The sequence below is a fragment of the Streptomyces sp. NPDC059695 genome (assembly GCF_042733785.1).
Taxonomy (GTDB): Bacteria; Actinomycetota; Actinomycetes; order Streptomycetales; family Streptomycetaceae; genus Streptomyces.
In genome coordinates this window covers 202,275-226,443 of the sequence record NZ_JBHWFF010000009.1, presented here as the reverse complement: position 1 = coordinate 226,443, position 24,169 = coordinate 202,275, and the positions used below count along the sequence as shown (strand labels likewise).

The window sequence follows — 24,169 nt, the reverse complement described above, 5'->3', positions numbered from 1 at the left end:
ATTTCGAGCGGAACACAGGACGTTCATTCTCGATTTCTCGGAAGGTGCGAAAGCATGGGGGTTGATGCGCTGGAGCGCACTGCCGTGAAGCCGGATTCCGACGGCCTGACGGGAGTGCGGCTGCACACACGGATGCCGGTCACACCGGCCTGGCTCGCCCGGTACGTCGTCCCGGTCGCCCGCGCGCTGAACGAGGCGGGCGCCCCCGCCGTCCAGCTGCGCCGCGGGTGGCTCCACGGACCGCACGTCGACATCCTCGCCCGGGACGCCGCCGGAATCCCCGGCGGCGGCCCCGACTGGGACGCGGTCCTCCGCGGCCTCGACGCCGGCCCCCTCGACCCGCCCCGGGCCCTCACCGAGGAGACCTACCTCGACCAGGCGCGCGAGTTCGGCCGCCTGGAGGCCGTCCAGCCGCCCTACCTGCCGCTGCGCGAGCACGGCGCCGTCGAGCGGATCGCCCCCGGCGGCACGCCCACCGCGAGCGCCTCCCGCGCCCCGCGCCTCGCCGGCTTCCGTACCGTGGTGCACGCGGCGCTCACCCCCGCCCTGCTGCGGACCGTCGACGACCTCGCCGGCGAGCCCGGCTCCGGCACCGTCCGCCTCGCCGAGGCCTTCGCCGCGCTCGCCGACACCCACGCCCTCGGCCTCGGCTACGGCGTCTTCTCGCCGCGCTCCCACGTCGAGGCCTTCCTCGCCTGGGCCGCGCCCACCAAGGACGTCCGGCCCGTCTTCGCCCAGCGCCTCGCCCAGGACGCCCCCGCGCTCCGCCGGGTCGTCGAGCAGCGGCTGAGCGGCGAGGTCTCCGCGACCGCCGCCGCCTGGCGCACCGGCTTCGCCTACGGCGCCGGGGCGCTGGAGAGCGCGGTCGCCGCCGGCACCCTCGGCCTCGACCTGCTCGACGCCGCCACCGAAGGCCTGGACCGCTCCGAGATGGGCCCGCCCGGGGCCACCCGGGTCGTCCCGCAGGGCGAGCAGCCCGACAGCGACTTCCACCGGACCGTCGGCGCGGCCGGGGTGACGGCCTCCCCGTCCCCGTGGTTCGCCGCCTTCCGCCTCCTGACGAACCTGTTCTACGAGCAGCTGCCGCTGCTCACCGTCTCCCCGATGCAGCGCTACTACACCTGCTTCGCGATCGCCGAGACCGTCGACGAGGTCCTCGGGGTCTCCTGGCGCGAGCGGATCGCCGCGAACGGCCCCGCCGGAGACCCGGCCACCACCGCCACCACCCCCGAAGGAGACCGGCGATGACCGCCGTGACGCCCGAGCCGCTCTGGTTCCTGCGGGTCAACCCGCTGCGCCGGGCCCGCCTCGCCGATCCCGACCTGCGGCGGCTGCTCGCCCTCCTCAGCGCCGCCGAGCAGGCCCTCGCCGGCGCCGCGGCCGCCGCCTCCGACGAGCTGTACGAGCGGATCGGCGCCGCCGCCGACGACGCCGAGCGGCGCGAACTCATCGCCCTGCGCAGGTCCGTGCACAACGACAAGGCCCCGAGGAAGGCGCCGGACACCCCGGCCGCCGAGGCCTGGCTCGCGGCCCGCGCGGAGCGCGACCGGATCCGCGGCGAACTCGTCGCCGGCTACCCCGACGCGGCCGAACGCGAGCGGGGCGTCCTCGCCGGACTCCTCGGCGACCCCGACCTGCTCCGCTCGCTCGCGCTCGTCGCGCCCGAGGTCCACCAGGAGGCCGAGCGGTACCGCACGGCCGTCGCCGCGCCCGGCCGGGTCCCGGCGAAGTCCCGCAAGTCCGAGCGCGGACTCATCCAGTACGTCACCCGCGCCATGGTCCGCACGAGTCCGCTGGCCCGCTTCACCGCCGTCGGCATCGCGGAGCCCGACCCCGCGGGTCCCGGCCCCGACGAGGCCGGCTTCCCCGGCGCGACCGCCTTCCCCGGCCTCGACCGGGTGATGCTCAACTACGTGGTCGGCGGCCTGCCCGACCCCGCCGACCGGGACCTCGAAGAGCTCTGGATCGGACTCCCGCCCACCTCCGCGCCCGACCCGGCGGCCGGGAAGCTGTTCTTCCTGCGCCCCGGACCCGAGGGGATGCGCCGCGCCGCCGTCTCCCTCGACGGCCCGGCCGGCGACCTCCTCGACGCGGTCTCCATGGGCCCCCGCCCCTTCCCGTCGGTCGTCGCCCACGTCGCCGCCCGCTCCGGACGCGCCCCCGAGGAGGCCGACCGGCAGGTCAGGGGCGCCGTGGCGCAAGGCCTGCTGTGCACCTTCCACGAGGCCGAGGACGGCTCCGCCGACTACGACGCCCTGCTCTCCCCGGACGACGACCGCCCGCTGACGAAGGAGCTCACCGACCGCGTCAAGACCGGTCTGCCCGCCTTCACGGCCGCGCCCGCCGCCGAACGCGGCGCCGCGCTCGCCGAGTTGCGCGGCGCCCTCGGCGAGCTCAGCCACGCCGCCGGCCGACCCGCGCACGTCACGGTCGAGGAGGACTACGTGATGCCGCCGCTCGCGGTGGACACGGCGCCCTGGAAGGAGTCCCTCAAGGACCTCGGCCCCGCCGTCGAACTCCTCACCGTCTTCGACTGGCTGCACGACGTCCGGGTCCTCATGACCGCCGCCTTCGTCGAGCGGTTCGGCCCCGGGGCGAACGTCCCCCTCGCCGAACACGCCCCGTTCGTCGTCGGCGAGGTCTCCCGCCGCGCCGCCGCCATGGCCGCCGTGTACGGCCCCGACGGCCCCGGCGACCCGGCCGCCCTGAAGGGCATCGGCCCCGCCGACGGCTCCCTGGAACGCATCTACGAGCTGCGCCGCGAGGTCACCGAGACCGTCCACGCCCTCATCGGGCAGGCCGTGGAGCACGGCGAGGACACCCTCCGCATCACCCCCGAGCAGGTCGCCGGGCTCACCGGTGAACTCCCGGAACGGTTCCGCCGCGACCCGCTGATCTACGGCGTCCTGCTCCAGCGCGGCGACGGCCACCTCGTCCTCAACGACGGCCTGCCCGGCCACGGCATGCTGTACGCCCGCTTCCTGGAGGCCGACCGGCGCCTCGGCGGACGCGCGCTGCCCCGCCTCGCCGACCACGTCCGCCGCGTCTACGGACACGACGGCGCCCGCGTCACCGAGGACCTCGGCCTGCACCGCCTCAACGTCAACGCCCACACGCCCGTCCTGCCCGGCGGCCTCACCCCCGACGACTGGTTCGGACTGCGGCTCGCCCACGACCCCGCCACCGACTCGCTGCGCGTCGAGGACGCCGACGGCGCCCCGCTGCGCGTCCTGCCCCTCGGCACCGGACACCCCGGCCTCTTCCCGCCGCCGCTCTCCGTCGCCTCCGGGCTCGCCATCAGCGGCCGGCTCTTCAACGCCCTCCCCAACAGCTGGCACGCCGCCACCCCGTGGGACAGGGCCACCACCCGCACCGCCCCGCGCATGGCGGTCGGCGACGTCCTCATCGGCCGCCGCCGCTGGTACGGCGGCGAGGAACTCGGCGCCGCGCTCGCCGCCGGACCCGAGGAGCACGACCGGCTCCTCGCCCTCAACGCCTGGCGCGCCAAGTACGGCGTCCCCGAGGAGGTCGTGGTCAAGACGGTCCCCGAGGACGAGGGCCCGCTCTCCGTCGGCGCCCCCGACATCCAGTCCAAGCGGCTCCAGCAGAAGCCCCAGTACGCGGACCTGAGCAGCGCGCTCGGCGCCCGAGTCCTGCCCCGGATGCTGGAACGGCGCGGCGCCGACACCGGCGGCAGCTACCTGGAGGAGGCGCTGCCCGGCGTCGTCGACGGCACCCACGCCACCGAGTGGGTCGTCGAGGTCGCCCGGACCGCCGGAGGCCGCTTCACCTACCACCCGACGACCCAGGCAGAGGAGCGGTGACGATGCTCAAGGCACGCCCCGACCTGCACTACGCGCCCGTCCCCGGCGGGGTCTACTTCAGCGGCGTCCGCGCCCAGTTCGTGCTGCGCGGCTCCGAGGTCCTGCACGCCGTCGCGCAGGGCTGCGTCCCCCTCCTGGAGGACGGCACCGACGAGGACGCGCTGGTCGCCGGGATCGGCACCGAACGCGCCCGCCCCGCCGTCCGCCACCTCGTCGACCGGCTCCGCGCGAACGGACTGCTCCTCGACCCGGCCGCGTACACCGCCCCCGAACCCCCCGCCGACGTGCGGGAACGGCACGCCGAGTCGCTCGCCCGGCTCGAAGGCCTCCTCGACGACCCGTACGGCGCGTTCGCCCGGCTCCGGGCCGCGACCGTGCTCGTCACCGGGCCGCCGGCCGCCACCGGACCCGCCGTCCGGGGCCTGCGCCGCGCCGGCGTGGGGACGGTCCTCACGGAGGCGGGGCCCCAGGAGCCCGACGCGGTCCTCGACATCCGCGAGGACGACGACCCCCGGCCCCCGTCCGGCGCGCCCCTGACCGTGCCGGTCCGGATCGGCACCGCCGGCGTCACCCTCGTCGGACCGGCGCTCACCGGGCCCGGACACCCGGCCGTCCACGACGCCTTCCACGAACGGGCCCGCGCCTGGGCCACGGCCGGGGCCACCGCCCCCGCGCCCCGCCCCGTGGCGGACGCGCTCGCAGGCGCCCTCGCGGCCCAACTGCTCGTCGACACCCTGACCGGAACGGCGGACGCGGGCGAGGCCCACGTCGTGCACGGGACGGACCTGGTCTCCGACCGGGTCACCGTCGGGGGAGCCACCATGGCGGCCGCGCCCGGCCGGCCCGGCTCCCCCACCGCGCCCGAGGACCGGACGTACACCCTCGCCGACGCGCCCGCCGACGACCGCCCCGAGCCGGACGACGCCCGAGAGGCCGCCGCCCCGCTCGCCGCCCGCTGGACCGGGCCGCTCGCCCTCGCCGCGGGCGCCGACCTGCCCCAGATGCCGCTCGCCCTGCGCGCCGCCGAGCTCCGCACGGCCGGCCGCCCCACGACCACGGTCCTCGCCTGGGCCGCCCATCAGGAGACCGCCGCCGTCGCGGCGACCCTCCAGGCCCTGCGGGCCCTCATCCCCGGGGCTCCCACCCCGGCGGCCGGCCCGCACGCCCGCATCCCCGGGGCTCCCACCCCGGCGGCAGGGCTCACGCGGGAACACTGGCTCCTCGACGGCGCCCTGCGCCTGCTCGCCGAGGAGGCCGAGTTCCCGCCGGCGGAGACCGCCACCCCGCACGAGCCGCCCGCGGCCCTCCCGGCGGGCGCCCCCGCCGTGGCCGCGGGCGGCGGAGCCCCCGGGGGAACCGACCCCGAGGGCCTGCGGATCCTCGCCCGGCTGCGGGCCCTGCTCCCCGAGGAGCCGGCCGTACGCCTCGGCCTCGTGCCCGGACTCGACTGGCGGCTCGCCGAGGTGACCGCCGACGGCACCGTCCTCGGACGCGCCTGGGGCGCCGACCCGGCCGAGGCCGTCCGGAACGCGCTGTGCGCCGCGCTCGCCCGCACCCAGACCGACGACGTGCCCGGCACCGTCGAGCCGCTCTCCACCGACGCCCTGCTGTCCGCCGGCCGCGCCACCCTGGACGCGCTGCGCGCCCAGCTCGCCGCCACCGGCACCGCCCACCGCGGCCGAGCTGTCCGCCACGACCCGGTGCTCGGCGAGCTCCCCCTCTGGTACGGCCCCGTGGAGGCCCACGATGCCCACTGACACCCTCACGCTCGCCCTCGGCCCCGGACTCGACGCCCTCCCCGCCGACGAGGCCTGGCGGGACGCGTTCGACGCCCTCGGCGGCCTCCTCCCCGAGGGGACCGCCGCCGTCGACCGGGGCTGGCACCTCGGCTGGGAGCGCGACCGCCTCGCCGAGGCCCGCGCCGCCGGCCGCCCCCACCTCTCCGTCCGCCTGCGCGCCGACGAGGCCCTCGTCGGGCCGCTCTGGAACCCCGCCGGCGACGCGGGCGGCGCGGGCTGCGCGGGCTGCGCCGAGGTCCGCGACCGCACCGTCCCCGACCACCCCCTGGCCGGCGACCTCCGGCACGCGACCGCCGCCCCCGGGCCGGGCGCGCCGCTCCTCCCCGAACTGCTCCGGGCGGCCCTGGAGCACCTGGCGGAGCGGCCGCTCGGGCCCGGCGAACTCTTCGCGGTCTCCCCGCGCGGCCTGCGCCGCCACCGCATCGCCCGCAGCTTCCACTGCCCGCTCTGCGGCCCGGCGTACGAGACGCTCGACGGCACCGCCACCCCGCCGCCCCTCGCACGGACCGACCGGCCCGCCTTCCCCGACGACTCCACCCGCACCGCCGCGAGCCGGCTCGTCGAGCGCGGCGTCCTCCAGGACCGCCTGGTCGACGAGCGCTTCGGCCCCGTCCGGGCGCTGCTCCGCGAGTCCCGCGCGCCGTTCGCGATGAGCATGGCCGTGGTGCCCGACGCCCCGGCGATGGGCCACGGCCGCGCCCGCACCTTCGCCGAGACCGGACCGGTCGCGATCCTGGAGGCGTACGAGCGGCTCGCCGGCTTCCCGTACGACCTGCCCGTCCTCACCCACCGCTCCTACCGGGAGGTCGCCGGCCAGGCCGTCGACCCGGCCGGGCTCGGGCAGTACACCGCCGAGCAGCTCGCCCACCCCACCAGCCGTGCCACGCCGTTCGACGCCGACACCCCGATGGACTGGGTGTGGGGCCACGACCTCGACGACGGGCGGCCGCTGCTCGTCCCCGCCGACCACGCCTTCTACCAGTACGAGTACAACCACCGCAGGGACCGCAGGGCCGCCCGCGAGGCCGGGACACCGGGCCGCAAGCACTACTTCTACGAGTCGTCCAGCGGCTGCGCCGTCGGCGCGAACCTCGAAGAGGCCGCCCTGCACTCGCTGTTCGAGCTCGCCGAGCGGGACGCGTTCCTGCTCTCCTGGCACCGGGCCGCCCCGCTGCCCACCATCCCGAACCACACGCTGACCGACCCCACCAGCCGCGCCATGATCGAGCTCATGGAGTCCCGGGGCTTCGACGTCCATCTCCTCGTCGCCACCCGCGACATCGGCCTCCCGGTCGTCTGGGTCCTCGCGGTGAACCGGCTCAACCCGTTCCCCGCGACGTTCTCCTCGGCCGGCTCCGGCGCCGACCCGCAGGCCGCGATCCGCGGGGCCCTGCGCGAGGTCGCCCAGCTCGTCACCAACCCCGTCGACTGGACCCGCGAGGACGTCGAGCCGATGGTCGAGGACCCGTGGCTGGTCCAGGAGCTGGAGGACCACGTCCGCTTCTCGTCCCTCCCCGAGACCGCCGCCCGCGCCACCGCGGCCCTCGGCGGCCCGCGCGTCACCCTGGAGGAGGCCTTCCCCGACTGGCCCGGCCGGCTCGACCGCGGCTCCGGCGGGGACGTGCGCGGCGCCCTGGACTTCGTCCGCGGACTGTTCGCCGAGGCCGGACTGGACCGGATCGTGCTCGTCGACCAGACGAGCCGCGAACACGCCGACGCGGGCATCCACGTGGCCCGCGCGGTCGTCCCCGGCATCCTCCCGATGTGCTTCGGCCACGCCCAGCAGCGCCTGGCCGGACTGCCCCGGCTCACCGCCGCGCTGCGCGGCACCGGCCAGGAGCACCGGACGCCGCCCCTCGACCCCCACCCGTTCCCGTGACGGCGCCACCGGTCGGCCGCCCGGCCGCACCCTCCTGGAGCGACCCGGGGGCGCCGCCCCGGCGCGGCCCCGTGGACCTGCCCGGACCCGACGGCGACAACAGCATCGCCCGCGAACCCCTCTGGTACGCCTACGGGGCCGGGGACGACGCACCCGAGGCGCCCCCCTGGACCTGGGTGCCGCAGCCGCCGCCCGACACGCACGTCCCGCCCCCGCCCCCGCGCGGGGGCGGCCCGCGCGGGGCCCTGCCGCCCGGCACCCACGCGCGGCTCGCGGCCCTGCCGTTCCCGGCCGTGCCACCGGTGAGCCCCTACGCGGCCGAACCGGCCGGGGACCGGCTCGGCCGCGCCCTCGTGACCGCCTTCGGCCCCCAGCGCAGAGAGCCCGAGAACCCCTACAACGACCACCGGCCCTACGCCTCGCCCCGCTGCCTCTTCCCCGTCCACGCCTTCGCGGACGGGGGCGCGGGCATGCCCTGGCGCCTCCTCGAACCGGACCGCCACGCCCTCACCGGCACCCCGGCCGCACCCGCCCGGAACATCCTCCTCACCGGCCGCTACACCTCCGTGCCGGCGGCCTACCAGTGGTTCCGCGGCTCCCTGATCGCCATCGAACTCGGCTTCGTCCTGCGGTCGCTGAGCCTCGGGCTCGAACTCTTCGGCGTCCCCGCCCGGTTGCGCCCGCCCGGCCCGGACTCCCACCGCCTGCTGCCCGCCCTGGGCCTCGACGACGCCTGGGCCTGGTCCCTGCCGTTCACCGTGGAGCTGGACGGAGCACAGGCGCCCCCGGGAGCGGAGCCCGTGCCGGAACCCCCCGCGCACCTGGACCGCACCGATCCCGCCCTCGCCGCCCTGATCCGCGTCAACCGCGCCCAGACCTACGGCAGCGCCCCCGCCCCGCTCACCACCGCCGTCCCCGAGGGCCTGGGGCCCTCGGCGGCCGTGCCCGACTGGGCCGAGCTGCTGTGGCGGCGCCACTCCGGACGGATGCCGCGCGCCCTGCACGGCATGAGCGGCCGCCGCGCGCGCGTGCCCGCCGAGGCACTCGACAGCGCCGCCCGCTGGCTCGCCGTCCCCCCGCCGGGACCCGAACTGGCCGCCGCCTTCGCCACGATGAAGGTCACCGCGGTCGTCCAGGGCGTCGACGGCCGCACCGACGGCGTCCACCGGCTCCGGGACGGCGCCGCGCACCTGCTGCACGCCGACCCGACCGCCCCCGAACGCCTGGAGGAGCGGTACGGCTACGGCGTCTCGCCCGTCAACGGCTGCGGCATCCGGAACGCCCCCCTCACCGTCTTCCTCACCGTGCGGACCCGGGAGCTCTTCGAGCGCCTCGGAACCGCCGGCTGGGGCGCCGTCCAGCACGCCGCCGGCTGGGCCGCGCACGGGCTCTGCCTGTCCGCCGCCGCCTCCGGCCTCTTCGCCCGCCCCGTGCGGGCGTTCAAGGAGATCCCCACCCAGCGCGTCCTCGGCCTGGACCCGGACGAGATGGTCGTCCTGTCCGTGGTCGTGGGAGTCCCGCAGCCCACCGGCGGCGCGCTGCTCGACCTCAGACTCTGAAGGAGCGTCCCGTGACCCCGCCACCTGCCCCCCGGCCCACCGAGTGGACGGCCTGGCACCTCCACCTCGGCACCACGGCCCGGTCGGCCCACGACCGGGCCGTCACCGACGTCATCGGCCCGACCGTCCGCGAACTCGCCCCCGGCACACCGTGGTTCTTCATCCGCTACTGGCAGTCCGGCCCCCATCTGCGGCTGCGCGTCGGCGACCTGGACGCCCCCGCGCGGGCCCGCGTCGAGGCCGCGCTCACCGCCCGCCTCGCCGTCGCCGGCACGCCCGCCCCGGGCGAGAAGCCGCTCGACCCCGACGCCTACCGCAGCGGGGCCGAGCGGCTCGCCGCCGCGGGCGAGACCGGCGAGAACACCACCGTGAAGGCCCTGCTGCCCCCGGGCGTCCACCCGGCCGTCTACGAGCCGGAGTACGACCGGTACGGCGGCCGGGCCCTGATGCCCGCGGCCGAGTCCCTCTTCACCCTCTCCAGCGGCCTCGTCCTGGCCGCCCTGCCGAAGGTGACCGACGAACGGCGGCGCGCGACGCTCGCCCTGCGCGGCACCCTGGCCGTCGCCGCCGCCCTCGGGGACCCGGCGGAGCGCGCGTACTACTACGCCCACGGGCTCGGCGCCTGGCGCGCCTGGGCCGCCGAGGCCGGCCACCCGGCCGCGCTCCTCGACACGATCACCCGGGTCGAGGGGACGGTGACCCTCGACCCCGGGGCGCACGGCCCCTTCGCCGGCTGGCACGCCCGTCTCGCCGCGCACGCCGAGGAGATCCGGGAGCACTCCCCGTCCCACCCCGGCATGGTCCTCTTCTCGCACGCGCACATGCTCCACAACCGGCTGGGCCTGAGCCTCCTGGAGGAGCTCCGCACGTACGCCGTGCTCGCCCACGCCTTCCCGCTCCCGGAGCACACCGCCGCGTGAGCCCCGCGCACAGCAGGAGGCCCGGCCGGGAAACCCGGCCGGGCCTTCCTGGTGAGGTCCCCCACTACTCGGGGCGCGGGTCCCAGCGGAAGCTGCGGACGGCGATCAGGGCGCCGACGACACCCCAGGCGGCGAGGACGGCGAGGTCGCGCCACTGGAAGCCGGCGTCCTGCGTGAACAGCGCCAGCATCGCGTCGTTGAACGGCTTCACGGGCAGCAGGCCCGCGATGGTGTTCAGGAGCTCGGCGTGGATCGGGAAGTAGCTGCCCGAGATGAAGACCAGCGGGAACTGGATGAACTGCACGACGGCCGGGGCCGCCTCCGAGTTCTTGATCAGCGAGGCCACGCCGACGCCGAGCGCGCAGAAGCTCGCCGCGCCGAGCACCAGGGTGAGGAGCACCGCGCCCCAGTGCGTGGGCAGGTCGACGCCGTAGAGGGCGCCGATGCCGAAGACCAGCGCGACGTCCACGATGCTGACGACCACGCAGTGCACGAGCAGGCCCGCGAAGTACACCCAGGCGGGCAGCGGGGTGGCGTGCAGCCGCTTGAGGACGCCGGTCTGCCGGCGCATCGCGAGCACGATCGCCAACTGCCCGTAGCAGGCGCCGAGCACGGACACGGCGGCGATGACCGGCGTGTAGTACTGCATGCCGGTGAGGCCGAAGAAGAAGTCCTGGCCCTCGCTGCCGCTGAAGACGGCGCCGAAGATGCCGATGATGACGATCGGCAGCACGAACGTGAAGACCATCGACTGCGGGTTGCGCCAGAACGACAGCTGTTCGTAGCGGATCTGGTGGCCGAGGAGCGCGAGCGGGTTCCGCTCGCGGGGCGCGTCCGCGCGAACGGACGGGGCCGCCCCGGCGGTCTCGGTGGTCGGGGGGATCAGGGTGGTCATGAGCGGCTCCGTCCGGGTCGGCGCCCTCGTCCCGCGGGCGCCTTGGGCCCCCGCGCGGACGACGGCGAGGAGGCTTCCTGCTGTACGTACTCGCTGGTCAGGCTCAGGTAGACGTCCTCGAGGGTCGGCTGCTCGACGGTCAGCCGGTCCAGCGGCGTGCCCCGGTCCAGGGCCCAGCCGGTCAGCCGGTGCAGCGCGGCCGTCGGCTCCGTCGTCTCGGCCGTCACGAGGCCGTCCTCCACGTCGTTCACCGGCAGCGGCACGTCGGCGAGCGAGGCGCCGGCCGGCAGGGCGAAGCGGATCCGGGTCTGGGCGCTGTCGCGCCCGCCGAGCGTGTCCGGCGTGCCGGAGGCGACGATCCGTCCCTCTGCGATCACCACGACCGAGTCGGCGAGCGCCTGCGCCTCGTCCATGTAGTGGGTGGTGAGGACGATGGTGGTGCCGTCGTCGCGGAGGTTGCGCACGACGTCCCAGGCGCCGCGGCGGGCGTTCGGGTCGAAACCGGTGGTGGGCTCGTCGAGGAAGAGCAGCCGGGGCCGGCCGACGACGCCGAGGGCGAGGTCCAGGCGGCGCTTCTGGCCGCCGGACAGGTCCTTGACCTTGGCGCCCTTCTTCTCGTTCAGGCCGACGAGGTCGAGGAGTTCGTCGACGTTCCGCGGGTCCGGGTAGTAGCCCGCGTTCCGCGCGACGGTCTCCCGCACCGACAGGTACGGCTCGACGGCGATGTCCTGGAGCACCAGGCCGACCTGGCCGCGCAGCCAGTGCCCGTCGGCCTTGACGCCGGGGTCGCGGCCGAGGACCTCGACGCGGCCGCCGTCGCGGTCGCGGAAGCCCTCCAGGATCTCCAGCGTGGTGGTCTTGCCCGCGCCGTTCGGCCCGAGCAGGGCGAAGATCTCGCCCTCGGAGACGGTGAAGTCGACTCCGCGTACGGCCTCGTGGTCGCCGTACCTCTTCTGCAGGCCTTCGACGGCCACCGCGGCGGTCACCGCGGTCCCTCGGCTCGTGTCATGTGTGCCTCCCGGTGTCGTGGGACGTCGTGGGGTCGTCGCCCGCAGACGGACTCCGGGGCGCGGCCTCGACGTTAGGTGCGGGGCGGGGTCCCGGGGCGGGCCCGCCGGGGCGCCGGTGACGGACGTCATGGAAGCCGCGACAGTTGTCAGCGCGGACCGTGACCCGCGTTGCCCGGGGCGGGCGGCCCGCCCATGCTCGGGATGCGGCGGACGGCCGGACCCGGGGGAGACCGCGGCCGGCGACGCCGGCGGTGCCGACACAGCAGCGACGCGGAAGGCGGTCTCAAGGTGCGGTTCGGGGATCTGGACGAGTGGGGGGCGGAGGAGCGGCCGCACGTCTCGGTGGTCGGCGCCGGCATCGGCGGCCTGGCGCTGGCCGGTGCGCTCTCCTCCATGGGCATTCCGTACACGGTGTACGAGCAGACGCGGTGGCTCGCCGAGGTCGGGGCGGGCGTCCAGCTCTCGCCGAACGCGGTCCGGCCGCTGCTGCGGCTCGGCCTCGGCCCGGCCCTGCGCGAGCGGGCGGTCGCCATCGAGGCCATGGAGGTACGGGGGTGGAGCGGGCGGCCGATCGCGCGGACGCCGCTGGGCGCGGAGTGCGAGCGCATGTTCGGCGCCCCGTACTACGCGGTGCACCGGGCCCACCTCCACGACGCGCTGCTGTCGCTGGTCGACCCCGCCGCCCTCAAGCTCGGGGAGCGGCTGAGCGAGGCCCGCGAGACCGCGCCCGAGGGCGTCCGGCTGACCTTCGAGGACGGGACGGTCCGCGGGGCGGAGCTGGTGGTCGGCGCCGACGGCATCCACTCCACGGTCCGCGAGGCCTTCCGGCGCGACGAGCCGGAGTTCGCCGGGCTCGGCATCTACCGGGGCCTGGTGCCGGTCGACGCCCTCCCGGACACCGCCCGCGAGCCCCTGGTGCGCCTCTGGCTCGGCCCCGGCGGACACTTCGTCTGCTACCCGGTCGCGGCGGGGGAGTACCTGAGCTTCGCGGCCACCGTGCCGATGACGGACTCGCCCGGCGAGTCCTGGTCGGCCCCGGGCGACCCGGAGGCGCTGCGCGCGGTCTTCGGCGGCTGGACCGGTCTGGTCGCGGACGTCGTGGCGGCCGTGGAGTCGACGCACCAGTGGGCGCTGCACGACCGGCCGCCGCTGGACGTGTGGTCCTCGCGCCGGCTCACCCTGCTCGGCGACGCCGCGCACCCGATGCTGCCGTTCATGGCGCAGGGCGCCAACCAGGCGGTCGAGGACGCGATGGACCTGGCGGCCTGTCTGGCGGACCCGGCGGCGGCGACGACCGCGGCCCGGCTCGACCGCTACCAGGCGCTGCGGATCCCGCGGACGGCCGAGATCCAGCGCGGCTCGCGCGGCAACGCCGGCATCCTGCACCTGCCGGACGGCCCGGCGCAGCGCCGCAGGGACGCCCGCATGGCGGTCCACGCGGCCCTGCGCGACCGGGCGATGCTGTACGCCCACGAGACGGGCCGGAGCGTGGTGCCGGCCCCGGCGTGAGGCGCGGGGCGACGGCGACGGGAACGGCCGGCCCCGGGAGCCCCGGGACCGGCCGTTGCCGCGGGTGAACGGTTCAGCACTCGATGATGTTCACCGCGAGACCGCCGCGCGCCGTCTCCTTGTACTTGACGCTCATGTCGGCGCCCGTCTCCTTCATGGTCTTGATGACCTTGTCGAGGGAGACCAGGTGGCTGCCGTCGCCGCGCATCGACATCTTCGCCGCCGTGACGGCCTTGACCGCCGCCATGCCGTTCCGCTCGATGCACGGGATCTGCACCAGGCCGCCGACCGGGTCGCAGGTCAGGCCCAGGTTGTGCTCCATGCCGATCTCGGCCGCGTTCTCCACCTGCTCCGGGGTGCCGCCGAGGACCTCGGCGAGCGCGCCCGCCGCCATCGAGCAGGCCGAGCCGACCTCGCCCTGGCAGCCGACCTCGGCGCCGGAGATCGAGGCGTTCTCCTTGAAGAGCATGCCGACCGCGCCCGCCGCCAGCATGAAGCGGACGATGCCGTCGTCGTCGGCGCCGGGCACGAAGTTCGTGTAGTAGTGCAGGACGGCGGGGATGATGCCCGCGGCGCCGTTCGTCGGGGCGGTGACCACCCGCCCGCCGGCCGCGTTCTCCTCGTTCACGGCCATCGCGTAGAGGGTGATCCACTCCATCGCGTGCATCTTCGGGTCGCCCTCGGAGCGCAGCTTCCTGGCCAGGTTCGCGGCGCGGCGGCGGACCTTCAGGCCGCCGGGCAGGATGCCCTCGCGGGACATGCCGCGCGAGACGCAGGACTGCATGACCCGCCAGATCTCCAGCAGGCCCTCGCGGATCTCGTCCTCGGTGCGCCAGGCCTTCTCGTTCTCCAGCATCATCGCGGAGATCGACAGGCCGGTCTCCTTCGCGAGGCGGAGCAGCTCGTCACCGGTGCGGAAGGGGTACTTCAGGACGGTGTCGTCGGGGACGATCGGGTTCTCGCCGGCCACCGCGTCCTCGTCGACGACGAAGCCGCCGCCGACCGAGTAGTACGTCTTCTCCAGGACCAGGCCGCCCTCCGCGTCGTACGCGAAGACGGTCATGCCGTTGGCGTGGTACGGGAGCGCCTTGCGCCGGTGCAGGACCAGGTCGGCGTCGAAGTCGAAGGGGATCTCGTGCGCGCCGAGCAGGTTGATCCGGCCGCTCGCCTTGATCCGCTCGAACTCGTCGTCGGCGGTCTCCACGTTCACCGTGCGCGGGGAGTTGCCCTCCAGGCCCAGCAGGACCGCCTTCGGGGTGCCGTGGCCGTGGCCGGTGGCGCCGAGCGAGCCGTACAGCTCCGCCCGTATCGCCGCCGTGTGGGCGAGCAGGCCCTCGTTCTTCAGCCGGCGGGCGAACATCCGGGCAGCCCGCATGGGGCCCACCGTGTGGGAGCTCGAAGGACCGATGCCGATCGAGAACAGGTCGAAGACCGAGATGGCCACGGGAGGACTCCTTGTGGGGGCTGGACGCCGTTGTCTGCCGGGGTGGTGCAGAGGGGGCTGAGCAAGGGGCGGGGCACCGCGCTCACTGTCCAGTGTGCGCGGTGCCCCGGAGCTTTCGTACGAACGACCGCAGACGGGCCGCAGAACAAAAGGGTACGAAATTTACTTCAGGCCGGGGTACAGCGGGTGCTTGTCCGCGAGCGCGGTCACCCGGGCCTTGAGGGCGGCGGCCTTGTCCGCGTCGAAGCCCGGCTTCAGGGTCTCGGCGATGACGTCGGCGACCTCGGCGAAGTCCTCTGCCTGGAAGCCGCGGGTCGCGAGCGCCGGCGTGCCGATGCGCAGACCCGAGGTGACCATCGGCGGGCGCGGGTCGTTCGGAACGGCGTTCCGGTTGACCGTGATGCCGACCTCGTGGAGACGGTCCTCGGCCTGCTGGCCGTCGAGCTCGGAGTCACGCAGGTCCACCAGGACCAGGTGCACGTCCGTGCCGCCGGACAGGACGGAGACGCCGTGGGCGGTGACGTCGTCCTGGACCAGGCGCTCGGCGAGCGCGCGGGCGCCGTCCAGGGTGCGCTGCTGGCGCTCCTTGAACTCCTCCGAGGCCGCGACCTTGAAGGAGACGGCCTTGGCCGCGATCACGTGCTCCAGCGGGCCGCCCTGGAAACCGGGGAAGACGGAGGAGTTCAGCTTCTTCGCGAACTCCTTCTTCGCCAGGATGATGCCGCCGCGCGGGCCGCCGAGCGTCTTGTGCGTGGTGGAGGTCACCACGTCCGCGTACTCGACCGGGTTCGGGTGCAGACCGGCCGCGACCAGGCCCGCGAAGTGGGCCATGTCGACCCACAGGTAGGCCTCGACCTCGTCCGCGATCCGGCGGAACTCGGCGAAGTCCAGCTGGCGCGGGTAGGCGGACCAGCCCGCGATGATCACCTTGGGGCGGTGCTCCTTGGCGAGGCGCTCGACCTCGGCCATGTCGACCAGACCGGCCTCGTCCACGTGGTACGCGACCACGTTGAACTGCTTGCCGGAGAAGTTCAGGCGCATGCCGTGGGTGAGGTGGCCGCCGTGCGCCAGGTCCAGACCCAGGATCGTGTCGCCGGGCTGGGCGATCGCGAAGAGGGCGGCCTGGTTGGCGGAGGCGCCGGAGTGCGGCTGGACGTTGGCGTACTCGGCGCCGAACAGGTCCTTGATCCGGTCGATGGCGATCTGCTCGGCCACGTCGACGTGCTCGCAGCCGCCGTAGTAGCGGCGGCCCGGGTAGCCCTCGGCGTACTTGTTGGTGAGGACGGAGCCCTGGGCCTCCATGACCGCGACCGGAGCGAAGTTCTCCGAGGCGATCATCTCGAGGGTGGACTGCTGACGGCGGAGCTCGGCGTCGACGGCGGCGGCGACGTCGGGGTCCAGCTCGTGGAGGGGAGTGTTCAGAAGCGACATGAATCGATCCCTTGGGGGTCTCGGGCCCGGTCTCAGCCGGCGGAGAACGCGGTGTACTCGTCGGCGGTGAGCAGCTCCTCCGGCTCACCCGCGACGCGCACCTTGAACAGCCAGCCACCCTCGAACGGAGCCGTGTTCACCAGCGACGGGTCGTCCACCACGTCCTGGTTGGCGGCGACGACCTCGCCCGTGACGGGGGAGTACAGGTCGCTCACGGACTTCGTCGACTCCAGCTCGCCGCAGGTCTCGCCCGCGGTGACGGTGTCGCCGACCTCGGGGAGCTGGGCGTAGACGACGTCACCGAGCGCGTTGGCCGCGAACTCCGTGATGCCGACGGTCGAGACGCCGTCCTCGGCGTCCGACAGCCACTCGTGCTCCTTGGTGTAGCGCAGCTGCTGGGGGTTGCTCATGACCTGATTCTCCTGGATCGGGGGAGTACTGATGAACGTCGGTCTCGCGGGATGAGACCGGGGATGAGACGACTGCGTCACTTCTGGCGCTTGTAGAACGGCAGCGCCACGACCTCGTAGGGCTCGTGGGTGCCGCGGATGTCCACCCCTACACCCGGGGTGCCGGGCGCGGCGTGCGCCGCGTCCACGTACGCCATCGCGATCGGCTTTCCGAGGGTCGGCGACGGGGCGCCGGAGGTGACCTCGCCGATCAACTCGCCGTCCTTGACGACCTGGAAGCCGGCGCGCGGGACCCGGCGGCCCTCGGCGATCAGGCCGACGAGCTTGCGCGGCGGGGCGCTCTCGGCGCGCTCGGCGGCCTTCTCCAGCGCCTCGCGGCCGACGAAGCGGCCCTCGTTGGTCGTCTTCTCGAACTTCACGACCCGGCCCAGACCGGCGTCGAAGGGGGTGAGGGCGGTGGTCAGCTCGTGGCCGTACAGCGGCATGCCCGCCTCCAGGCGGAGCGTGTCGCGGCAGGACAGGCCGCACGGGATCAGGCCGACGCCCTCGCCCGCCTCGGTCAGCGCCCGCCACACGGCCTCGGCGTGCTCGGGCTTCAGGAACAGCTCGAAGCCGTCCTCGCCGGTGTAGCCCGTGCGGGCGATCAGCGCCGGAACGCCCGCGACGGTGCCGGGCAGGCCCGCGTAGTACTTCAGGCCGTCCAGGTCGGCGTCGGTGACCGACTTCAGGATGCCGGGGGACTCCGGGCCCTGGACCGCGATCAGGGCGTACGCGTCACGGTCGTCGCGGACCTCGGCGTCGAAACCGGCCGCGCGCTGCGTCAGGGCGTCGAGGACGACCTGGGCGTTGGAGGCGTTGGCGACGACCATGTACTCCGTCTCGCCGAGGCGGTAGACGATCAGGTCGTCGAGGATGCCGCCGTCCTCCTGGCAGATCATCGTGTAGCGGGCGCGGCCGTTGCCCACGGTCGAGATGTTGCCGACCAGCGCGTGGTCGAGGAGCTCCACGGCCTGCGGGCCGGTGACCGTGATCTCACCCATGTGCGAGAGGTCGAAGAGGCCGGCCTTCGTGCGGACGGCGTTGTGCTCGTCGCGCTCGCTGCCGTACCGGAGAGGCATGTCCCAGCCGGCGAAGTCGGTCATGGTCGCGCCCAGCGAACGATGCAGGGCATCGAGGGCGGTCAGACGAGAAGCAGTGCTCATGGGGTGGCTCCCGGGTCCCAAGGGCGTGATCGGTGACGAAAACACATGACGGGCGAGGACGTCCTCCCCATCTGTCATGGAACCTGAGAGGTTCACCGAGGGCATCCTCGGCTTGCACCTTGGGTGGGGACACGGCAGGGTGTCCCGCTTTTCAGATCTGCCTCATCCACGCGGTACGGGGCCTGAGAGATTCAAGGGAGGGTCTTGCTCCTTCGGCGTCCGGACGCCGTCGGCGGTCCGGAACTCTCCCGCGCGGATTCGAGCGGCCGGTATGCGATTGTGCGGCGACTGTGCGCGCCTGGCGCGCACATCATTGCATGCGGTGTCGGCGGGGCAAATCGCTTGTGTCGCATTACCGATTCTTTACACTTCGTGGGCAAGGGTCTCCTCAGGTCTCCTGAGACCCGACAGGGGGAGAGCGCGATGAGGATCCAGCACACCGGCGCATACGCGACCAGTACCGGCATACCGTCCCAGCGGGCCCGCGCCAGGAGCCGCCGCGGCCGGCTCCTGCGCGACCTGCGCGAGCGCGGCGGCCGCGGCCCCCGCGCCCTCACCTTCGGCGCCGGCGACCTCGTCGTCGTCTCCGGGCTGCCCGGCAGCGGCAAGTCCACCCTGATGAAGCGCGCCGCGGCGGACGGCGGCATCGACTCCCAGGACGCCCGCGAGCGCTGGGAGGCCCGCATGCCGCGCCTCCTCCCGTACGCCGTCTACCGGCCCCTCGTCCGGATCGCGCACTACGCCGGGCTGCGCCGCGTCCTGCGCTCCGGCGCGAGCGTGATCGTCCACGACTGCGGCACCCAGTCCTGGGTGCGCGGCTGGCTCGCCCGCGAGGCCAGACGGCGCGGCAGGGCCCTGCACCTGGTCCTCCTCGACGTCACCCCGGACACCGCGCGGGCCGGCCAGGACGCCCGGGGCCGGGGCGTCTCCGCGTACGCCTTCGCCCGCCACCGGCGGGCCGTCGGCCGGCTGCTGCGGGCCGCCGAGTCCGGCAGCCTGCCGCACGGCTGCGCCTCGGTGACCCTCCTCGACCGGGACGCCGCCGACTCCCTCCACCGGATCGGCTTCCGGGAGGCCGCCTGACACGGGGACCGGCCCGGGACGGGGGTCCGCGGCGTCCCGCCCCCTTCCCGGGACGCCCGTACCCTTCCCTTTTGGCCACGGCGGCGCCGGGGCGGCGTTAGGGTGCTGCCCGGCGGCCTGTGCGGCAGGCCGTGCGAGAAGGGGAAACGCGACCGTGGACGTGACGTGGCCGGGCAACGAGCTCGAAGAGGTTCTTGCCGCCTCACTCGGCAACCCCGGGGCCGGCGGCCGGCTGGTCGAGGTACTGGGCCGCAGCCCGGTCTGGGTGCCCCTGCCCAACGGCGGCGGCCCCGACAGCCCCGGACTCGACCTCGCCACCCTGGAGATCGACGGCGCGGCCTACGTCCCCGTCTTCAGCTCCGAGCAGCAGCTCCTGGCCTGTGTCGGCGACCACATGTCCTTCACCGTCGCCCCCGCCCGTGACTTCGCCCGCGGTCTGCCCCCGCAGCTCGGCATCGCCGTGAACCCCGGCGGCACCGTCGGCGTCCCGCTGCCCCCGCCCGCCGTCGCCGAGCTCTGCCGCGCCGGCCGCACCCCGCTCGACGGCCCCGCCAGCGGCGGCCGCGTCCGGCTCTTCGAGCCCGACTGGCAGGACGACCCGGTCGACTTCCTCGCCGCCGCCTCCGCCGAGTTCGAGGCCACCGGCGTCGTCGCCACCGCCCGCCGCGTCCTCGCCAGCGTCGAGGGCACCGAACCGGCCCTCTTCGTCGGCGTCCAGCTCACCGGCTGGGACGGCGTCGACCGGAACGCCCCCCTGGACGCCCTCGGCCGCGCCCTCGGCCGGATCGAGGTCGCCTGGCCGGTGAACCTCATCCTGCTCGACATGGCGCAGGACCCGGTCGGCGACTGGATGCTGGAGCGGGTGCGCCCCTTCTACCAGCGCGCCGCCGTGTGAGCGGCCCCCTGTTTAAGCTGAACTGAACTGGATCGCTGGACAGACGTACGTGGTGGACGGAAGAGGGGCGGGAAACAGGGTGAGCGCGTCAGGCACCGCTTCGACCGGGACGGTCGAGCACATGCTGCGCCAGGTGGCACCCGGACGCTACGACGCGTACGAGCAGTTGCTGCACGCCCTCGCCGACGGCGAGCTCTGGATGCTGCTCTGGCAGGGCGCCCCCGGCGCGCCCGACGCCCAGTACGGGAACATGGAGGTCGACGGCTTCGGCTACGCGCCCTGCGTCACCTCCGCCCAGGAGCTCGCCGCCTCCGGCTGGAACCGCGCCCACGAGCTCGTCACCGGCCGTGACATCGCCCGCGCGCTCTACCCCGACCGCTGGGGTGTCTGGCTCAATCCGCACGCCCCCGGCGGCGGCGTCGGCGTCCCCTGGGCCGACCTGCGCCGCATCGCCACCGGTCTCGACCGGATGCCCGCCGGACCGCTGCGCGTCACCGAGCCCGCCCTGGAGATCCCCCAGTTCTACGCCCTGCTCACGCAGAACGCGCACCGCACCCCGGCCGTCCGGGCGCTGCGCCGCGGCTGGGTACAGCCGGCGCTCGGCTCCCCGTACCTCGCCATCGGTCTCGACCTGTACGACACCTCCGCCGCCGCCGTCGACACGGTCCGCTCGATGATGCGCCAGTCGATCGGCTCCGTCCCCGACGGGCTGCCCGTCTCGACGGTCGCCCTCTCCGACGCGTACGACCCGGTGGCGCTCTGGCTGCGGGCGAACGCGCGCCCCTTCTACGACCGGGAGGCGCACGCCGGACAGGGTTCCGCCGCCGTGCCGGGGTACGGATATCCGCCACCGGCCCCGTCCGGATACTGAGACGTCCCTCGTGTCCCACTTGTCGGCAAAGGCCTCCGGAGTCCGCTCCGGAGGCCTTCGTTCACCCCAATACGACAGGACGCGGCATGAGTTGAGCGACATGTCCGATTGCGGGGAAGAGGGCCCCGGTTGGTCCGCTCAGGTGATCACGACGTCCGGATAACGGAAGTCGCAGCACCGCATCACGTTTGAGCAAACATTCCCCGTCAGGGCTGGCGGGTGATCACAAGCGCATTGAAGACTCCCCGGAACACCGGGCGTTCGGCTCCTTTCGAGCAGGTGCCCAGCAGGTTGTTCCACCGAGCCGCTACCCGCGGCGGGCAAGGGCCGGCTACCGGCGGCCGAGAGGGGTCCTCACCACGATGACGGCACCACTGCACGAGACGAGTGCGGGCGAGGCGACCGCCACCGTCGACGGCGCGCCCGACGCTCCCGGCACTCCGGACCGCTCCGGCGCCTCCGGCAAGGCGATCGAAGGGCGTTCGCCCTGGCAGATCGCCTGGACCCGCCTCAAGCGCGACAAACTGGCCCTCGCGGGCGCCTTCGTCGTGATCTTCCTGATCCTCGTCGCGATCTTCGCGCCGGTCATCGTCGGCCTCCTGGGCCACCCGCCGGACGAGTTCCACGAGGACCAGATCGACCCGCTGTTCGGTACGCCGATCGGATCCTGGGGCGGCGTCAGTTCCGACTTCCTCTTCGGCGTCGAGCCCGTCAACGGCCGTGACGTCTTCAGCCGGATCGTCTACGGCGCCCGGATCTCGCTGCTCGTCGCCTTCCTCGCGGCGGTCTTCGCGGTCTTCCTCGGCACCGTCCTCGGCGTCATCGCCGGCTACTTCGGCGGCTGGGTCGACGCGGCCCTCAGCCGGATCATGGACGTCATGCTCGCCTTCCCGCAGCTGCTGTTCACGATCGCCCTGGTCTCGGTGCTGCCCAACGAGCTCCTCGGCCTGGACGGATCGGGCGTGCGCATCGCGGCGCTGGTCGTCGTGATCGGCTTCTTCGGCTGGCCGTACGTCGGCCGCATCGTCCGCGGCCAGACCCTCTCGCTGCGCAACCGCGAGTACGTCGAGGCCGCCCAGAGCCTGGGCGCGGGACGCCTCTACATCCTGCGCCGCGAGCTGCTGCCCAACCTGCTCGCCCCGATCATGGTCTACGCGACCCTCATGATCCCCACCAACATCCTCACCGAAGCGGCGCTCAGCTTCCTCGGCGCGGGTGTGAAGCCCCCCACCGCTTCCTGGGGCCAGATGCTGTCGACGGCCATCACCACCTACGAGTCGGATCCCCTGTTCATGGTGATCCCCGGCCTCGCGATCTTCATCACCGTTCTGGCGTTCAACCTCTTCGGCGACGGCGTGCGTGACGCGCTCGACCCGAAGGGCTCCCGCTGATCGTTCGCCGACGACACGCAAGACCCGCCCCTGCCGCAGGCGACAGGAGGCCCACCCCAATCGGCGGACCGCCGTGACGGCCCCGCCACTATCCCGGAGGTTGCTGGACCCATGCTGAAGAGCTCTCAGCGCAGAATCGCCGCGGGCGCGCTGCTTGCCGCGGCCACGATGGTCGTCACCACCGCCTGTGGCGGCGGCAACGGCGACGGTGGCGACAAGGGCAAGGCGGGCGCGGCCGGCTTCAACGCCGCCGTGAACAAGGTCGCCAACGCGTCCGACAAGAAGGGCGGCGAGCTGAAGTTCATCGGCTCGCAGGAGGCCGACAACTGGGACCCGCAGCGCGGCTACTACGGCTTCGTGTGGGACTTCGCCCGCTACTACACCCGCCAGCTCGTCACCTTCAAGGCCGAGCCGGGCGCCGCTTCCACCGAGCTGGTCCCGGACCTCGCCACCGACGCCGGCAAGGTCTCGGCCGACGGCCTCACCTACACCTTCACGCTGAAGGACGGGGTGACCTGGGAGGACGGCAAGCCGATCACCTCCAAGGACATCAAGTACGGCATCGAGCGCATCTGGGCCCAGGACGTCATCTCCGGCGGCCCGATCTACCTCCAGCAGGTCCTCGACCCCAAGGGCGAGTACAAGGGCCCGTACAAGGACACCTCCGCGGACAAGCTCGGCCTGAAGGCGATCGAGACCCCGGACGACAAGACCATCGTCTTCAAGCTGCCGGTCGCCAACGGCGACTTCCTGCAGATGCTGGCCATGCCGGCCGCCTCCCCGGTCCGCCAGGACAAGGACACCAAGGCCAAGTACGGCCTGAAGCCCTTCTCCTCCGGCCCGTACAAGTGGGACTCCTACACCCCGAACAAGTCCATCAAGCTCGTCCGCAACGACAAGTGGGACGCCAAGACGGACACCGTCCGCAAGGCCCTGCCGGACAAGATCAGCGTCACGTTCACCACGAACGCCGACGACATGGACAACCGTCTGGTCGAGGGCGAGTACGACCTCGACATCAACGCCACGGGTGTCGGCGCCGCCGCGCGCCAGAAGGTGCTCCAGCAGCACAAGGGCAACGTCGACAACCCGCAGACGGGCTTCATCCGCTACGCGGTCTTCCCGCAGACGGTGATCCCCAACATCGAGTGCCGCAAGGCGATCATCTACGCCGCCGACTCGAAGTCCCTCCAGACCGCCCGTGGCGGCCCGCAGGCCGGTGGCGACATCGCCTCCAACATGCTTCCGCCGGCCATCAAGGGTGCCGACCCGAAGGCCGACCCGTACGGCAAGCTCGGTGGCGCCCCGGACCTGGCCAAGGCCAAGGACGCGCTGAAGAAGTGCGGCAAGCCGAACGGCTTCAAGACCACGATCGCGGTCCGCAACAACAAGAAGATCGAGATCGCGACCGCCGAGTCCCTCCAGCAGTCGCTGAAGGCCGTCGGCATCGACGCCCAGATCGACCAGTTCGACGGCGCCCAGACGTCCGGCATCATCGGTTCGCCGAAGGTCGTCAAGGACAAGGGCTACGGCATCATCATCATGGGCTGGGGCGCCGACTTCCCGACCGGTCAGGGCTTCCTCCAGCCGCTGGTCGACGGCCGCTTCATCCTCCAGAGCGGTAACAACAACTTCTCGGAGCTGAACGACAAGGCCGTCAACGGCCTGTTCGACCAGGCGCTGAAGGAGACCGACCCGACCAAGGCCGGCGAGCTCTACAAGCAGATCAACACGAAGGTGTCGGAGGCCGCGGTCTACCTGCCCTTCACCCACGAGAAGAACATCATCTGGCGCAGCTCCCGGCTGACCAACGTCTACACGGCGGACGCCTACAACGGCCGCTACGACTACGCGTCGCTCGGCGTCGTCAAGTAATCCGACCCGCTTCACCGGCGCACCACCCGCCGCCAGGTCCGAAGGGCAGGTGATGGCCGCCCCGGCGGCCGGGGAACCCGATCGGGGTCCCGGCCGCCGACCGGCCGACCGCCTTCGTGGCTAACTATTCCGACGGCTCGTGGCAGTCGGCGCGTTGCTGCTCGTCGGCACG

18 protein-coding genes and 1 riboswitch are annotated in these 24,169 nt (G+C 73.9%); of the genes, 12 read left to right on the top strand and 6 right to left on the bottom strand.

The features are described from left to right. Positions 1-54: 54 nt before the first annotated feature. The 6 genes from ACFV2S_RS14340 to ACFV2S_RS14315 are packed head-to-tail and all read left to right on the top strand — an operon-like array spanning position 55 to position 9,981. Positions 55-1,248 carry a hypothetical protein gene (locus ACFV2S_RS14340; RefSeq protein ID WP_385557707.1) on the top strand — a complete coding sequence of 398 codons (1,194 nt, stop codon included), beginning with the start codon at positions 55-57 and terminating at the stop codon, positions 1,246-1,248. Next, complete coding sequence (locus tag ACFV2S_RS14335) at positions 1,245-3,824, top strand: lantibiotic dehydratase (protein WP_385557704.1); 2,580 nt, start codon at positions 1,245-1,247, stop codon at positions 3,822-3,824. The genes ACFV2S_RS14340 and ACFV2S_RS14335 overlap by 4 nt, the downstream gene beginning before the upstream one ends. A gap of 2 nt (positions 3,825-3,826) precedes the next feature. Beyond that, on the top strand, positions 3,827-5,581 hold the full coding sequence (locus ACFV2S_RS14330; protein WP_385557701.1) for a hypothetical protein: 1,755 nt from the start codon (positions 3,827-3,829) through the stop codon (positions 5,579-5,581). Further along, entirely contained in the window at positions 5,571-7,502 is a 1,932-nt protein-coding gene (locus ACFV2S_RS14325) for a TOMM precursor leader peptide-binding protein (RefSeq protein WP_385557698.1), read from the top strand. The genes ACFV2S_RS14330 and ACFV2S_RS14325 overlap by 11 nt, the downstream gene beginning before the upstream one ends. Beyond that, complete coding sequence (locus tag ACFV2S_RS14320; RefSeq protein ID WP_385557695.1) at positions 7,499-9,061, top strand: hypothetical protein; 1,563 nt, start codon at positions 7,499-7,501, stop codon at positions 9,059-9,061. The genes ACFV2S_RS14325 and ACFV2S_RS14320 overlap by 4 nt, the downstream gene beginning before the upstream one ends. An 11-nt stretch (positions 9,062-9,072) precedes the next feature. Continuing rightward, complete coding sequence (locus ACFV2S_RS14315) at positions 9,073-9,981, top strand: thiopeptide-type bacteriocin biosynthesis protein (RefSeq protein WP_385557692.1); 909 nt, start codon at positions 9,073-9,075, stop codon at positions 9,979-9,981. A 64-nt stretch (positions 9,982-10,045) separates the two neighbouring features. Here the strand turns inward: ACFV2S_RS14315 and ACFV2S_RS14310 are convergent, their stop codons facing one another. Next, a complete protein-coding gene (locus ACFV2S_RS14310; protein ID WP_383798358.1) occupies positions 10,046-10,876 on the bottom strand; it encodes an ABC transporter permease in 831 nt (276 codons plus the stop codon). Next, the gene (locus ACFV2S_RS14305) at positions 10,873-11,862 is read right to left on the bottom strand and encodes an ABC transporter ATP-binding protein (protein ID WP_383798355.1); all 990 of its coding nucleotides are present in this window, start codon (positions 11,860-11,862) and stop codon (positions 10,873-10,875) included. The genes ACFV2S_RS14310 and ACFV2S_RS14305 overlap by 4 nt, the downstream gene beginning before the upstream one ends. A gap of 312 nt (positions 11,863-12,174) precedes the next feature. On the opposite strand from ACFV2S_RS14305, the gene ACFV2S_RS14300 reads away from it, so the two are divergent. Next, the gene (locus ACFV2S_RS14300) at positions 12,175-13,395 is read left to right on the top strand and encodes an FAD-dependent monooxygenase (protein WP_385557688.1); all 1,221 of its coding nucleotides are present in this window, start codon (positions 12,175-12,177) and stop codon (positions 13,393-13,395) included. Positions 13,396-13,468: 73 nt separating this feature from the next. Here ACFV2S_RS14300 and ACFV2S_RS14295 read toward each other — a convergent pair whose 3' ends face one another. The 4 genes from ACFV2S_RS14295 to gcvT form a co-directional block, all read right to left on the bottom strand. After that, positions 13,469-14,839, bottom strand: coding sequence for an L-serine ammonia-lyase (locus ACFV2S_RS14295; RefSeq protein ID WP_385557685.1), 1,371 nt, complete (start codon positions 14,837-14,839; stop codon positions 13,469-13,471). A 162-nt stretch (positions 14,840-15,001) separates the two neighbouring features. After that, entirely contained in the window at positions 15,002-16,270 is a 1,269-nt protein-coding gene (glyA, locus tag ACFV2S_RS14290; RefSeq protein WP_093873992.1) for a serine hydroxymethyltransferase, read from the bottom strand. A gap of 32 nt (positions 16,271-16,302) precedes the next feature. Beyond that, complete coding sequence (gene gcvH, locus ACFV2S_RS14285; RefSeq protein ID WP_329850412.1) at positions 16,303-16,680, bottom strand: glycine cleavage system protein GcvH; 378 nt, start codon at positions 16,678-16,680, stop codon at positions 16,303-16,305. A gap of 77 nt (positions 16,681-16,757) precedes the next feature. Continuing rightward, positions 16,758-17,882 carry a glycine cleavage system aminomethyltransferase GcvT gene (gcvT, locus tag ACFV2S_RS14280; RefSeq protein WP_385557681.1) on the bottom strand — a complete coding sequence of 375 codons (1,125 nt, stop codon included), beginning with the start codon at positions 17,880-17,882 and terminating at the stop codon, positions 16,758-16,760. A 161-nt stretch (positions 17,883-18,043) separates the two neighbouring features. Continuing rightward, a riboswitch (glycine riboswitch) is annotated at positions 18,044-18,143 on the bottom strand. 162 nt (positions 18,144-18,305) lie between these two features. Here gcvT and ACFV2S_RS14275 point away from each other — a divergent pair. From ACFV2S_RS14275 to ACFV2S_RS14255, 5 genes are all read left to right on the top strand, one after another. Beyond that, a complete protein-coding gene (locus ACFV2S_RS14275) occupies positions 18,306-18,965 on the top strand; it encodes an AAA family ATPase (RefSeq protein WP_383798338.1) in 660 nt (219 codons plus the stop codon). Between the two features lie 154 nt (positions 18,966-19,119). After that, complete coding sequence (locus ACFV2S_RS14270) at positions 19,120-19,860, top strand: enhanced serine sensitivity protein SseB (RefSeq protein ID WP_383801194.1); 741 nt, start codon at positions 19,120-19,122, stop codon at positions 19,858-19,860. A 79-nt stretch (positions 19,861-19,939) separates the two neighbouring features. Further along, entirely contained in the window at positions 19,940-20,731 is a 792-nt protein-coding gene (locus ACFV2S_RS14265) for an enhanced serine sensitivity protein SseB C-terminal domain-containing protein (RefSeq protein WP_385557677.1), read from the top strand. 362 nt (positions 20,732-21,093) lie between these two features. Next, the gene (locus ACFV2S_RS14260; protein WP_385557674.1) at positions 21,094-22,122 is read left to right on the top strand and encodes an ABC transporter permease; all 1,029 of its coding nucleotides are present in this window, start codon (positions 21,094-21,096) and stop codon (positions 22,120-22,122) included. Positions 22,123-22,233: 111 nt separating this feature from the next. Beyond that, positions 22,234-23,997, top strand: coding sequence for an ABC transporter substrate-binding protein (locus ACFV2S_RS14255; RefSeq protein WP_385557671.1), 1,764 nt, complete (start codon positions 22,234-22,236; stop codon positions 23,995-23,997). The last annotated feature ends 172 nt before the right edge of the window (positions 23,998-24,169 follow it).

Bases quoted from the DNA above. Each gene is read 5' to 3' on its own strand.
- ACFV2S_RS14310 (WP_383798358.1), bottom strand. From the start codon at position 10,876: ATGACCACCCTGATCCCCCCGACCACCGAGACCGCCGGGGCGGCCCCG.
- gcvT (WP_385557681.1), bottom strand. From the start codon at position 17,882: ATGAGCACTGCTTCTCGTCTGACCGCCCTCGATGCCCTGCATCGTTCG.
- ACFV2S_RS14335 (WP_385557704.1), top strand. From the start codon at position 1,245: ATGACCGCCGTGACGCCCGAGCCGCTCTGGTTCCTGCGGGTCAACCCG.
- ACFV2S_RS14340 (WP_385557707.1), top strand. From the start codon at position 55: ATGGGGGTTGATGCGCTGGAGCGCACTGCCGTGAAGCCGGATTCCGAC.
- ACFV2S_RS14330 (WP_385557701.1), top strand. From the start codon at position 3,827: ATGCTCAAGGCACGCCCCGACCTGCACTACGCGCCCGTCCCCGGCGGG.
- ACFV2S_RS14260 (WP_385557674.1), top strand. From the start codon at position 21,094: ATGACGGCACCACTGCACGAGACGAGTGCGGGCGAGGCGACCGCCACC.
- glyA (WP_093873992.1), bottom strand. From the start codon at position 16,270: ATGTCGCTTCTGAACACTCCCCTCCACGAGCTGGACCCCGACGTCGCC.
- ACFV2S_RS14255 (WP_385557671.1), top strand. From the start codon at position 22,234: ATGCTGAAGAGCTCTCAGCGCAGAATCGCCGCGGGCGCGCTGCTTGCC.
- gcvH (WP_329850412.1), bottom strand. From the start codon at position 16,680: ATGAGCAACCCCCAGCAGCTGCGCTACACCAAGGAGCACGAGTGGCTG.
- ACFV2S_RS14275 (WP_383798338.1), top strand. From the start codon at position 18,306: ATGAGGATCCAGCACACCGGCGCATACGCGACCAGTACCGGCATACCG.
- ACFV2S_RS14325 (WP_385557698.1), top strand. From the start codon at position 5,571: ATGCCCACTGACACCCTCACGCTCGCCCTCGGCCCCGGACTCGACGCC.